This is a genomic window from Salinirubellus salinus, from assembly GCF_025231485.1.
Classification (GTDB): domain Archaea; phylum Halobacteriota; class Halobacteria; order Halobacteriales; family Haloarculaceae; genus Salinirubellus; species Salinirubellus salinus.
This window is the reverse complement of sequence record NZ_CP104003.1, coordinates 1086883-1099476: the sequence shown is the minus strand read 5'-3', so window position 1 is coordinate 1099476 and position 12594 is coordinate 1086883. Positions and strand designations below refer to the sequence as shown.

The following is a 12594-nucleotide window of genomic DNA, read 5'->3' as shown; positions in this document are numbered from 1 at the left end:
CGCCCCCGGCTTAGGTTCGGTGGGACGGAGCCGACCGGGCGCGTGCCTCGCACTTCGACCGGCTTTTTGGTCGGCCCCCGCCGAGTACCGGGCATGACGACGTCATCCGCCCCCGGCAAGGTCTACCTGTTCGGGGAACACGCCGTGGTCTACGGCGAACCCGCGGTCCCCTGTGCCATCGAGCGCCGCGCGAGCGTGACCGTCGAGGAACGCGACGACGGTCGCCTGAGCGTCGAGGCGGCTGACCTCACCCTCGACGGCTTCACCGTCACCTGGGGTGCCGACGGGCCGGACCGGCCGGACGTGGACGTCCCGACGCCGCTGGTGGAGGCGGCGATGGGCTACGTCGACGGCGCCATCGAACAAGCCCGCGACGCCGCCGACCGGCCGGACGCCGGGTTCGACGTGACCGTCTCCTCGGAGATCCCGCTGGGTGCTGGTCTCGGCTCGTCGGCCGCCGTCGTCTGTGCGGCCATCGACGCCGCGACGCGCGAACTCGGCGTCTCGTTGCCGGCCGAGGAGGTGGCCGACCGGGCCTACCGCGTCGAACACGAGGTGCAGGACGGGCAGGCCTCCCGCGCCGACACGTTCTGCTGTGCGGTGGGCGGCGCCGTCCGGGTGCAGGGCGACGACACCCGGCGCATCGCGGACGTGCCGACCCTCCCGTTCGTCGTCGGCTACGACGGGGGCGCGGGCGACACGGGCGAACTCGTCGCCGGCGTCCGGGCGCTCCGCGAGGAGTACGGCTTCGCGGCCGACACAGTCTCCGCCATCGGTGACCTCGTTCGCGAGGGCGAGGCCGCCCTGCGGGCCGGCGACCTCGAGGAACTCGGCCGGTTGATGGACTTCGACCACGGCCTCCTCTCGGCGCTGGGGGTCTCCTCGCGCTCGCTGGACACGATGGTGTGGGCGGCCCGCGAGGGGGGCGCGCTCGGCGCGAAGCTCACCGGCGCGGGTGGCGGCGGCTGTATCGTCGCCCTCGACGAGACGGACGGTGCGAAGACGGCGCTCGACTACACGCCCGGCTGCGAGGAGGCGTTCCGTGCCGAACTCGACACCGAGGGGGTGCGCGCCGAGTGACCACCGTCCTGAAACTGGGCGGGTCGGTCGTCACCCGGAAGGACGAACCCGAGACGGTCGACGAGACGAACCTCGAGCGCGCGGCGGCCGCGCTCGCGGACGGCCCCGGCGACCTCGTCGTCGTCCACGGCGGCGGGAGTTTCGGCCACCACCACGCGAGCGAGCACGGTGTCTCGACCACCGAGGGGACCCACGAGGCCGTCGGCGTCACCGACATCCACGGGGCGATGAAGCGGCTGAACGACGCCGTCGTCGCGGCGCTCCAGCGCGCGGGCGTCCCGGCCGTCCCCGTCCACCCGTTCTCGCTCGCGTGGCGTGACGCGGACGGGACGCTCCACCTCCCGGCCGACTCCGTACGGGCGATGCTGGACGAGGGGTTCGTCCCGGTCCTCCACGGCGACGTGGTCGTCCACGCGGGCCGCGGGGCGACCATCCTCTCGGGCGACGAACTGGTCGTCTCGCTCGCCGGGTCGCTCGACGCCGACCGCGTCGGTCTCTGTTCGGACGTACCGGGCGTGCTCGACGACGAGGGCACGGTCGTCCCCCGCATCGAGCGGTTCGAGGACGTTGCCGACTACCTCGGCGGCAGCGAGGCCACCGACGTGACCGGCGGGATGGCGGCGAAGGTCCGCGAGTTGCTGGCGCTCGACGCCCCTGCGCAGGTGTTCGACCTCGACGGCCTCGCCGGATTCCTCGACGGAGCGGACACCGGGACGGTCATCGACTGAGCGCCCGTCGCGTCGCCTCAGTCGCTCACCTCGAGTTCGTCGAGGACGCGTTCGGAGAGCGCTACCTTGTCGATCTTCTGCGACCCGGTCCGGGGGAACTCGTCGACGAAGACGATCCGGCGTGGCTTCTCGTAGCCGGCCAGCGCCCCGCTCGAGTCGCAGTGCGCCTCGACGTCGGCCTCGGTCAACGACTCGTCCGCACGGACGATGGCGGCGGTCACCGTCTCACCGAGTCTGTCGTCGGGCGTCCCGAAGACGGCCACCGACTCCACGGCGTCGAGTTCCTGGAGGACGTTCTCCACGGTCGCGGGTGCCACCTTCTCCCCGCCCGAGTGGATGATGTCGTCCACCCGGTCGACGTACCGGAGCAGCCCGTCCTCCCCCCGGACCACCACGTCGTCGGTGTGGAGCCAGCGCGGCCCGCCGTCCTCGGCCTCGCTGAACGTCTCGTCGTTGCGGTCTGGGCGCTCCCAGTATCCCTGCATCACGCTGTCGCCGCGGAGGAGGAGCTCGCCCTCCTCGCCGGGCGGGAGCTCCTCGCCCGTGGCGATGTCGACGACGCGCCCCGCCAGACAGGGGAGCGTCCGACCCATCGCGCCCGGCACGCGCTCCTCGCCGGGCGGGTACGTCACCGCCAGCCCGCACACCTCGGTCTGGCCGTAGTAGTCGAGCATCCGCTCGACGCCGAACGTATCCTGGAACCCCTCGACGACAGGTTCGGGGGTCGGCGACCCCCCGTAGAAGTGCAGGCGGAGCGACGAGGTGTCGTACTCCCGCGCCGCCTCCGTGTTCAGCGCGTCCACCATCATCGCCGGGACGAGCCCCGAGAGGGTCGCGCCCGTCTCCTCGACGAGTCGTGCCCACTGCTCGGCGTCCCACGCCGGTTGCACGCAGATGGTCCCTCCCGTGGTCAGCCCCATCAGCGTGAGGCCGTGGAAGCCGCCGACGTGGAACAGCGGCACCGACGCGATGCCCACGTCCTCGCTCGTGACGCCGAAGACGCTCACGCCCGCTTCGACCTGTGCGGCCACGTTCCGGTGGCTCTGGACGACGCCCTTCGGCATCCCCGTCGTCCCCGAGGTGTGCATCACGATGGCCGGGTCGCCGTCGAACCGGACGACCGGGTCCGGGGCGTCGTCCGGGTCACCGAACGCCTCGGTGAGGAACGAGTCCGTGTGCGCGACGACCACCGACTCGACGCTCCCGACGTCCGCGCTCGCCTCGCGGGCACTCCCCTCGAACACCGTGTCGGTCAGGACCACCTCGGGCCGGATGTCGTCGAGCACGAAGGCCACCTCCTCCACGCCGAAGCGGTAGTTCACGAGCGTGAGGACACACCCCGCTCGCCACGCGCCGAGGGCGCTCGCGACGAACGTGGGGTTGTCCATCATGAAGAGGGCGACGCGGTCGCCCGGTTCCGTCCGCCCGGCGAGGTAGTCGTGGACAGCACGGGCCTGTCGGTCCAGCGTCGCGTAGCGCAGGTCCTCCCCGTCGGGGTCGGTGATGGCCACCCGGTCCGGGTGGGCACGGGCCTCCGCGACGAACTGTTCGTAGAGGTTCATGACTCGGTAGTGTCGTACCGGAGCGTCCTCATAACTGTGTTCCCCGATGGCAAGTCTCATGACCGGCCGGGCCGAGCGCCGAACCGGATGCAGTACGAACGGTTCGAGTTCCAGCAGCCGGAGTGGGGTGAGGTGAACGTCCTCCGCGTCGGCGACACGCTCGTCGACACCGGCCACGTCGCACCCGTCTCGCGTGACGCCGTGCGCGAGGCAGTCGAGGACGGTCCCCTCGCGGGCGTCGAACGGGTCCTCCACACGCACCCCCACATCGACCACGTCGGCGGGAGTCAGACCGTCGACGCGCTCGCCGAGCTGCCACACCTCGTGCCGGCCGGGGCCGTCGACCTCCTGTACGGCTACACCGACTACCTCCGTCGGGCTCGCGAGGAGATGACGCGACTGCTCGCTGGCTTCGGCGCGACCGACTCCCAGTGGGACCGCTACTTCCCCATCGAGTCGTACGCCGAGGAGCGCATCGAGGTGACCCGGGAACTGACGGACGGGGACACGGTGGAACTCGGCGGCGAGTCGCTGACCGTCGTCTCGACGCCGGGGCACGCGGACCCACACCTCGCGTTCCACCACGAACCGAGCGGGACGCTGTTCTCCGGTGACCTCGTCGACCCCAGCGGTCGGTTCCAGTACGGGCCCCTGCTCGGTGACGTGGGTGCGTACGTCGAGAGCCTGCGTCGCGTGCGGGCGCTGGACCCCGACGTGCTCGTCCCGATGCACGGCCCGGCGATGGACGACCCCGACGCGCGCATCGAGCGTGCGCTCGCCGACGTCGAGCGGACCGTCGACCGATTGCTCACCCACCGGGCGGACGGTCCGTTCCTCGTCCGTGAGTTCGTCGTCGAGGAACTCGGTATCGACGACTTCAGAGTGGGCTACGTCACGCTGACGATGTACGAGTACCTCCGGTATCTGGAGCGCCGCGGCGAGTGTACCGTGCGGGTGGCGGACGACGGCATCCACGTCGAGTGAGCGGTCGTCGGGGAGGTGGCGTGGAGAGTCAGAGGTCGAGCAGTTCCTTCGCGATGATGTTGCGCTGTATCTCGCTGGCGCCCTCGCCGATCTGGTAGATCTTCGTGTGCCTGTAGTGACGCTGGACGGGGTAGTCGGTGGTGTAGCCGTTGCCGCCGTGGAGCTGGATGGCGTCGCTCGCGACCTCCTCGGCGATCTCGCTGGCGTAGAGTTTCGCCATGCTCGCCAGTTTCGTCGGCTTCTCACCGTCGTCGACGCGCTGGGCCGCGTCGTAGACGAGCCGACGGGCGAGTTCGACCTTCGTCGCCATGTCCGCCACCGTGTGCTGGACCGCCTGGAACTGCCGCAACTCGCGGTCGAACTGCTCGCGCTGGCTCACGTACTCGACGGTCTCCTCCAGACAGCCCTGTGCGATGCCAAGTGCCTGCGCGGCGATACCGACCCGCTCCTCCTCGAAGAACTCCATGAGCTGGTAGAACCCGGCGTTCTCGTAGCCCACGAGGTTCTCCTCGGGCACGCGGACGCCGTCGTAGCGGAGCTGCGCCGTCTCGCTCGCGTTCCAGCCGAGCTTGTGTATCTCGCTCTCCACCTCGAACCCGTCGCGGTCCGTCTCGACGATTATCGCCGAGATACCGCCGTGGCCCGCCTCGCCGGTGCGGCACATCGTCAGCACGTAGTCCGCGATGGTGCCGTGCGTGATGAACGTCTTCGTGCCGTCTATCACGTACTCGTCGCCGTCCTTCTCGGCGGTCGTCTCGATACCGGCCGCGTTCGACCCGTGGTTCGGTTCCGTGTTCCCCAGCGCACCGACGAGTTCACCCTCTGCGACGCCCCGGAGGATGCGCGCTTTCTGTTCCTCGGAGCCGTACTCGCGTATCATCCGCGTGCCGAACTCCGTGCCGATGGCGGCGAGCATCCCCGCGTCGACACGGCAGATCTCCTCCATGAACAGGCAGGTCTCCACCTGCGAGAGGCCGGCACCGCCGTACTCCTCCGGGATGGTCCCGCCGACGAGGCCCACGTCGACGGCCTTCTCCCAAACCTCGCGTGGCCACTCCCCGGTCCGCTCGTGGTAGTCCGCCACCGGCGCGATCTCGCGCTCGGCGAACTCGCGGGCGGTCTGTCTGACGGCACGCTCTGCCTCGGAGAACCCGAAGTCGACCATGGGGTGGTGTGTGTGAACGCCCCACAAGTGGGTTTCGGAACCGCGGACGGAGCGTCTCGCGTTTACATCCCGACGACTGCGTCGCTCGCCTCGACGTGGGGGAGCCTGAGTTCGGCGATGGCGCCCCGCGGATCGTTCGTGTCGATGGTGAACACGCCGCCGTAGGCCGTCACGAGCGTCGACGCGAGGTAGAGGCCCAGCCCGTCACCCGTGGAGGTGGCGCTCTGCTCGCCCTCCCGGAGGTATACCTCGCGGAGCGACTCGGGGATCCCCGGGCCGTCGTCGGCGATACGGACGACCACGTCGTCTCCCTCTCGGACCGCCGAGACGTCGACTCGCGGGTGGTCCCGGTCGCTGTGGACGACGGCGTTCGTCAGGAGGTTCTCGAAGACGGCCCCGAGCGTCGAGTCCGCGAGGACCGTCAACCCGGTCGGGAGGTCGGACTCGAACGTCGCCTCGGGGTGGCCCGCCGCGGCGACGGAGACCTCGTGGTGGAGGGTGGCCGAGACGTCCACGGGGACACGGTCGACGCCGTCGGCCAGCGTCCGCATCAGGACTCGCACGTTCCCGACGAGTTCCGCCATGTGGTCGGTCCGGTCCTGGACAGCCGTCAGGTAGCGTTCCCCCTCGTCGTCGACGTGGTCCTCGAGGAGGTCGCCGTACCCCTCGACCACCTGCAGGCCGTTGAGGACGTTGTGTCGCAGGAGGTGGTTGATGAACTCGAGGGCGTCCTGCTGTGCGGCGGTCCGGTGGAGCAGGCGAGCGTTCTGTGCCGCCCGGGCACGGTTGGCCCCCGCGATGAGCCCCAGCACGGCCCCGAGGTTGCCGTAGAGGAACATGTCCGCAAGGAGGGTACCGGTGAACTCCCCGGCCACCAGGTCCGCCGAGCGCGACCACGCGTAGAGGGCCCAGCACGCGACGACCGTCGCTGTCGCCCACGCGGTCACCGTCCGGAGCTCAGGACGTTCGAAGTCCGACTGCGAGACGTACGCCGTCGCCGCCATCACTCCGAGCGGGAGGCAGACGTCCACGAACGCGTAGAAGAGGACGATCACCGGCGGTTCGTTCCGGAAGTGGTGCGGCGTCGCGGCGACTCCCCCGACGACCAGCACCAGCGCCAGGGCGTAGAGGCCCCTCGCTCGCAGGAGGTCGGTCCACCTGCCGTTCCCGAGCGTCCGCACGCCGTTCATACACTCCTCGAGGTGGGAACGAGCATAGTTCTAGCGTCGCCACCATGTGGGATGCTGTCGCTCCCCAAACACTAAGCGGTCCGGACACGCCCCGAGGAGTATGAACTTCGCCAACTACCTCGACGGGGCGGCGGCGGAGGCACCGACCGACCTCGCAGTGACCGACCCGAACCGTGACCTCACCTACGAGGAGTTCGCGGCCGAAACCGACGCGTTCGCGAACGCGCTGGTCGACCTCGGCGTCGACGCGGGCGACCGGGTCGCGCTCTACCTCCCGAACTCCACCGCGTTCGTGACGGCGTACTTCGGCGCGATGAAGCGGGGGGCCATCCCGTTCCCGGTGAACATGCGCTTCGAGGGGCCGGAGGTGGAGTACGTGCTCGACGACGCCGGTGCGAGGATGCTGGTGACCGTCGGCCAGTTCGAGGAGCACGCAGCGTCGTTCGAGACGGACGCCCTCGAGCACCTCGTCGTCGCGGGTGGGGACCGCGGCCACTCGTTCTCGTCGCTCGTCGCCGAGCACGCCGGGCCACACGAGGTCCACCCGCGCAAGAACGACGAACTGGCCGAACTGGTCTACACCTCCGGCACCACGGGCCGGCCGAAGGGCGTGAAACACACGCACGGGAACCTCTCGGCGAACGCCCACGGCCTCGTCAACGCGATGGGGTGGACGAGCCGCGAGACCACGCTCACGGTCTGTCCCTGTTTCCACGTCTCGGGCCTGAACGTGACCACGACGCCGTTCGTCGTCGCCGGCGCGGAGAACCACTTCCTGCCGACGTGGGACGTGGACACCGCGCTGTCGACCATCGCCGACCGCGAGGTGACCTACGTCTTCCTCATCCCGACGATGCTCATCGACGTGCTGAACACGGGCGTGGAGGGATACGACCTCTCCGCGCTGGAGACCGTCGGTGTCGGCGGGTCGCCCATGCCCAGAGAACGTATCGAGGCCGCCGAGGAGCTGCTCGGGGTCGAACTGCTGGAGGGGTACGGGATGACCGAGACGACGCCGCTCGCGGCCATCAACCGCCCGGGACAGGACGTCTACAAGGCGGGCAGTATCGGCCCGCCGGCACTCGAGGTCGTCGACGTGCGTATCGAGGACCCCGAGACCCGCGAGGAGGTCGGGATCGACGAGAAGGGCGAACTCATGTGGCACGGCGACACCATCACGCCGGGCTACTACCGGATGCCCGAGAAGAACGCGGAGGCGCTGGTCGAACGCCCGGCCCCGGCGGACCGCGACGCGGAGACGTGGACGTGGCTCCGCTCGGGCGACATCGGCCGGATGGACGCTGACGGGATGCTGTTCGTGGAGGACCGCATCGACGACATGATCATCTCCGGTGGGGAGAACGTCTACCCCCGCGAGGTGGAAGATGCCATCTACGGCGTCGATGGCGTCGAGGAGACCGCCGTGGTCGGCGTCCCCGACGACCGCCTCGGCGAGCGGGTCGTCGCGTTCCTCGTCGGCGACGTGACCGGCGACGAGGTGGCGGCGGGTCTCCGCGGGACCATCACGGACTACAAGATCCCACGGGAGTTCCGGGTCGTCGACGCCCTCCCGAAGACCTCGACGCAGAAGATAGACAAGGTGGCCCTGCGCGAGCGGTACGACTGACCCTGTCCCGGCGGCGGACCTGCGACGGGACCGAACACGTCCCCCGCCCGCGCATCCGGGGCCGTGGTTATTTACCGGCCGGTGCGGTCCGGGTGAGCATGGCTCGGGAAGGGACGGAACACTGGCCGGCGACCCCGCCGGCGACGGCGTTGTTCGCGGACGACCTGCTGGACGGCGAGGTGGCGCTGATAACCGGCGGCGGCACCGGCATCGGCGAGGAGATCGCCGTCGCGTACGCCGAACTCGGTGCCGACGTGGCCATCGCCTCGCGGAACATGGACCACCTCGAACCGGTCGCCGAGCGCATCGAGGCGACGGGCCAGTCGGCCTGCGCGACCACCGTCGACGTCCGGGAGATGGACCGCGTGGAGGAGATGGTCGAGACGGTGACGGACGAACTCGGCGACATCACCGTCCTCGTCAACAACGCGGGTGCGAACTTCGTCACGCCGACGGAGAGTCTCTCGGCGAACGGCTGGCGCTCGGTCGTCGGCACCATCCTCGACGGCACCGCCTACTGTTCGATGGCCGTCGGCGAGCGGATGATCGAACACGGCGAGGGCGGGTCAATCATCTCGATGGGCGCGACGAACAGCGTCAATGGCGCCCCGTACCACGCCCACTCCGGCGCGGGGAAGGCGGGCGTCCACAACCTGATGCAGACGCTCGGTGCCGAGTGGGCCAAGTTCGGCATCCGCGCGAACACCATCGCCCCCGGCATCATCGAGACGGAGGGTATCGCCGGCGCGGTCGGTGGCGAGCTCCCCGAGATGCTGCTGGAGGAGATACACGCAGACCGGTTCGGGCAGCCGGCGGACTGTGTGCCGCTGGCGGTGTTCCTCGCCTCGCCGGCGGCCAACTACGTCACCGGCGCGTACTACTCGGCAGACGGCGGGCACCTCCTGCCGAACGTCCCGTTCTGACCGGTCTCGACGGCCGGCACCGCGCCGGGCTACCGCACCTCGGGGAGGAACTGGCCGTGGAAGTCGAGCGGCAGGGCGTGCGGGAGCGGCGCCACCGCGAGTCGCGTCATCGACGCCCCGTCGACGACGTGGAGTTCCGAGCGCTCGGTGTCGGCGTCCAGCACCACCGCGAGTACCACGCCGTCGTCCTCGCGGTCCCCGTCGGGGCGCGGGACGAACACGGCCTCGGAGGTGTAGCCCCCCGCGTCGTACCACTGGTCCTCGCCCGTCTCCACGTCCACCTTCAGCACGGACTCTGGGAGCCCCGTGACGGGCTGTCCGGGGTCACCCTGCGCGTAGGCGTAGCGGTACTCGCTGGCGGTCACCGCGGGCGAGACGCGCGGCAGGCCGAGGTGGCCCCCGTGGACCTCGTGTGTCTCGACGGTGCCCGCTCGCGGGTCCAAACGTGCCCGCGTCAGGCGGCCGCCCTCCAGTTCCCACGAGGAGGGCCCGCCCACGCCGTCGAAGTAGAGTTCCGTGATGGCCGCGGCGTCCGGGAACGTGACCATGTCGAGGACGAGTTCCTCGCCGTCGTCGTAGGTGTTGACGTGGTGGAAGCAGAAGAAGGACTCCCCGACGGGGCTGGCCACCTCGACGCCCGTCTCGCGGTCGACCACGCGGTATCGGGTGCCGCGCTCCGGATCCCAGTCGAAGCGCTTGATGAACGCCTCGTTCGAGGGGCGTAGCAGTCGCAGCGGCGAGACGACGAGCGGGAACTCCACGACGACGGCGTAGCGGTCGGTCAGCGCGAAACTGTGGAGGTACGCCGGCTCGTCGGCGGGGAGGGTGGCGAGGGACTCGCGTGACCACCGGCCGTCGTGCTGGCGCCAGAGTCGGTACTCCGGCTGGCGGCCGAAGTAGGTGGAGAGCCCGACGGTGACACCCCGTTCGTCGTCGTGGTGCGGGTGTCCGGTGACGTGCTGGCCGTACGGCTCACCGAGGTACGTCGTCAGCCCCGTCGTCTCCAGCGTCTCGGGGTCGAACAGCGTCAGGTGCTCGGTCTCCGTGAGCGCGGCGTACTCGCCGCCGAAGCGCCAGACGTCGATGTTGGTGTTGTCCGTCGGCGAGGGCGGCGTGAGGAGCGCGGCGGCCTTCTCCAGACGCGACAGTGACCCGTCCGTGCCGAAGCCGCCGCGGTACTCGCCACGCTCTGCGTCGGCGTAGGCTTCCGTTCGGAGGAAGCGGTTGCGGTACCTGACACGTCCGTCCTCGAACGTGAACTTCCGGAGCATCGCGAGGCCGTCGAACCAGTGGCCGACAGCGCCGTCCGCGAGGTCGAACGAGCCGGGGCCGTTGCGTATCAGCGCCCCCGAGAGCCACCCGGGCACCTCGCCCTCGACGGCGAGTTCCGTGTCGAGTTCCTCGTCGATCGAGTGGAAGCCGAGTCTAGTCCCCGCGTGGTCCGTCGCCATACCGCATCCACGGCGGGCGTCCGGATAAGGCTGGAGACACCGGGTATCCGTGCCGTCCGTCTCGATGCCTGGGGGCTGTCCGCCGCTCTCTGGCCGTCGGTCAGTAGAGGTCGGTCAGGAACTCGCGGATGGCGGCGTTCGCCGCCTCGGGGTTCTCCAGATTCGAGGAGTGGCCGGCCTCGGGAATCGGCTCCAGTCGGGCGTCCGGGAGCGCAGCCACCGTCGCCTCGGCCTTCTCCATGTCGATGGAGGTGTCCTCCTCGCCGTGGATGGCGAGGACCGGGACGTCGATGTCCGCGCAGGCGTCCGTGAAGTCCGGTCGCTCCAGCCACGAGTGGACCTCGTTGTAGACGGCCTCGCCGGGGTAGCTCCGCCAGCGGTCGCTCCAGCGTTTCACCAGGTCCTGGTTCGTCTCGTTGGTCGTCGCGCCGAACAGGATGTGCTCGACGATGGCGACGAGGTTCTGCGAGGGGCGGCCGTGCTCCCGGGTCGCTTCGACCATCTGACCGTACTGCTCGCGGTCGGACTCCTCGTGGGTGACGGCGTCGGAGTCGACGAGGACGAGGCCGTCGACCCGTTCTGGGTAGCGGTCGGCCAGCCGTAGCGCCGTGAACCCGCCCATCGACATCCCCACGAACACGCAGGAGTCGATGCCCTTCGCGTCCAGCAGGGCGACGGCGTCGTCGGCGAGATCGTAGAGGTCGTACTCGGTGTCGTACTGGTCCGTGCGAGCCCGCAGGTCGTAGGCGACACAGCGGTACTCGTCGTCGAAGGCCGCCAGTTGCGGGTCGAACATCGTCCGGTCCATCAGGGTGCCGTGGGCGAACACGACGGCCGGCCCCTCGCCGCGCTCGGTGCTGTACACGTCCGCTCGACTCCGGTACGCCTCGGTGGCCCGATCTTCGTCTTCTGTCGACATGTCTCTCGCCTTCGAGCGTGGGGGCTTAACTGTAGTGCCGGACGTGGACGGCGGCGCGGGAGTGCGCGCGCCCGTCACTCCGAGGGCTGACAGTCGGAGGACACGCGCAAGACGGCCCACAACTCTCTTTATTGTCGGTGGAGTGGAGATAGTAATGAGCGAGTTGCACGACCTGCTCGGGTCAGTCGTCGAGGGTGTCGACGCCCTCCTGTTGTTCTCGCCGAGCGGGTCGACCTACGACCGGTTCGCCGAGGCGGAACTACCGGTCGTGGTGGTCGCGCCCGAGAACACCGTCGACGCCGAGCGGTTCGTGGAACTCCCGGTCGATTTCCCGGACCTCCGCGAGCGCATCCGTTTCGGCATCGAGGGCGCCATCCAGCGGGAGTTCGTCGACGACGACCAGCAGCTGGCCTGCGCGGCCAAACTGTTCGGCGACGACATCGACACCGTCACCCGCGTCCGGACGTCGGGCTTCGAGCGCTCCGGCGTCTACGACCTGTTCGTCAACTCCCGTGCGGAACCCGGCGTCATCCGGGACGTGCTGGAGGTCACCATCGAACTCGGGAAGAAGGGCCAGAAGGGCAAGCAGGTCGGCGCCCTGTTCGTCGTGGGCGACGCCGGCAAGGTGATGAACAAGTCCCGGCCGCTCTCGTACAACCCGTTCGAGAAGTCCCACGTCCACGTCGGCGACCCCATCGTGAACGTGATGCTGAAGGAGTTCTCGCGGCTGGACGGCGCCTTCGTCATCAGCGACTCGGGCAAGATCGTCAGCGCGTACCGCTACCTCGAACCGAGCGCGGAGGGCGTCGACATCCCGAAGGGGCTGGGCGCGCGGCACATGGCCGCGGGCGCCATCACCCGTGACACGAACGCCGTCGCCATCGTCCTTTCCGAGTCCGACGGGCTCGTCCGGGCGTTCCAGGGCGGCGAACTGATACTCGAACTCGACCCCGAGGACTACTGAG

11 protein-coding genes are annotated in these 12594 nt (G+C 69.7%); 6 read left to right on the top strand and 5 right to left on the bottom strand.

Going from position 1 to position 12594, the window contains the following annotated elements; all coding sequences use genetic code 11:
• The first annotated feature begins 93 nt into the window (after nt 1-93).
• Nucleotides 94-1080 carry a mevalonate kinase gene (gene mvk / locus N0B31_RS06090; RefSeq protein ID WP_260594964.1) on the top strand — a complete coding sequence of 329 codons (987 nt, stop codon included), beginning with the start codon at nt 94-96 and terminating at the stop codon, nt 1078-1080.
• Nucleotides 1077-1808, top strand: a complete 732-nt coding sequence (locus N0B31_RS06085; RefSeq protein WP_260594963.1) for an isopentenyl phosphate kinase — start codon at nt 1077-1079, stop codon at nt 1806-1808. Before mvk ends, N0B31_RS06085 begins: the two co-directional genes overlap by 4 nt.
• A gap of 17 nt (nt 1809-1825) precedes the next feature.
• Here the strand turns inward: N0B31_RS06085 and N0B31_RS06080 are convergent, their stop codons facing one another.
• Entirely contained in the window at nt 1826-3370 is a 1545-nt protein-coding gene (locus N0B31_RS06080) for a class I adenylate-forming enzyme family protein (RefSeq protein WP_260594962.1), read from the bottom strand.
• Nucleotides 3371-3457: 87 nt separating this feature from the next.
• On the opposite strand from N0B31_RS06080, the gene N0B31_RS06075 reads away from it, so the two are divergent.
• Nucleotides 3458-4354, top strand: coding sequence for an MBL fold metallo-hydrolase (locus N0B31_RS06075; RefSeq protein WP_260594961.1), 897 nt, complete (start codon nt 3458-3460; stop codon nt 4352-4354).
• Nucleotides 4355-4382: 28 nt separating this feature from the next.
• Here the strand turns inward: N0B31_RS06075 and N0B31_RS06070 are convergent, their stop codons facing one another.
• Nucleotides 4383-5519, bottom strand: a complete 1137-nt coding sequence (locus tag N0B31_RS06070) for an acyl-CoA dehydrogenase family protein (RefSeq protein WP_260594960.1) — start codon at nt 5517-5519, stop codon at nt 4383-4385.
• Nucleotides 5520-5581: 62 nt separating this feature from the next.
• Entirely contained in the window at nt 5582-6709 is a 1128-nt protein-coding gene (locus N0B31_RS06065) for a sensor histidine kinase (protein ID WP_260594959.1), read from the bottom strand.
• 100 nt (nt 6710-6809) lie between these two features.
• On the opposite strand from N0B31_RS06065, the gene N0B31_RS06060 reads away from it, so the two are divergent.
• Together N0B31_RS06060 and N0B31_RS06055 are read left to right on the top strand one after the other, a co-directional pair.
• Nucleotides 6810-8336, top strand: a complete 1527-nt coding sequence (locus tag N0B31_RS06060) for a class I adenylate-forming enzyme family protein (RefSeq protein WP_260594958.1) — start codon at nt 6810-6812, stop codon at nt 8334-8336.
• Between the two features lie 98 nt (nt 8337-8434).
• Nucleotides 8435-9259, top strand: a complete 825-nt coding sequence (locus N0B31_RS06055; RefSeq protein WP_260594957.1) for an SDR family oxidoreductase — start codon at nt 8435-8437, stop codon at nt 9257-9259.
• A gap of 29 nt (nt 9260-9288) precedes the next feature.
• Here N0B31_RS06055 and N0B31_RS06050 read toward each other — a convergent pair whose 3' ends face one another.
• On the bottom strand, nt 9289-10710 hold the full coding sequence (locus tag N0B31_RS06050) for a carotenoid oxygenase family protein (protein ID WP_260594956.1): 1422 nt from the start codon (nt 10708-10710) through the stop codon (nt 9289-9291).
• Between the two features lie 100 nt (nt 10711-10810).
• Nucleotides 10811-11629: an alpha/beta fold hydrolase gene (locus N0B31_RS06045; RefSeq protein WP_260594955.1), complete on the bottom strand. Its 819-nt coding sequence runs from the start codon at nt 11627-11629 to the stop codon at nt 10811-10813.
• Between the two features lie 154 nt (nt 11630-11783).
• Between N0B31_RS06045 and dacZ the strand changes: the two genes are divergently transcribed.
• Nucleotides 11784-12593, top strand: a complete 810-nt coding sequence (gene dacZ / locus N0B31_RS06040; RefSeq protein ID WP_260594954.1) for a diadenylate cyclase DacZ — start codon at nt 11784-11786, stop codon at nt 12591-12593.
• Nucleotide 12594 lies beyond the last annotated feature (1 nt).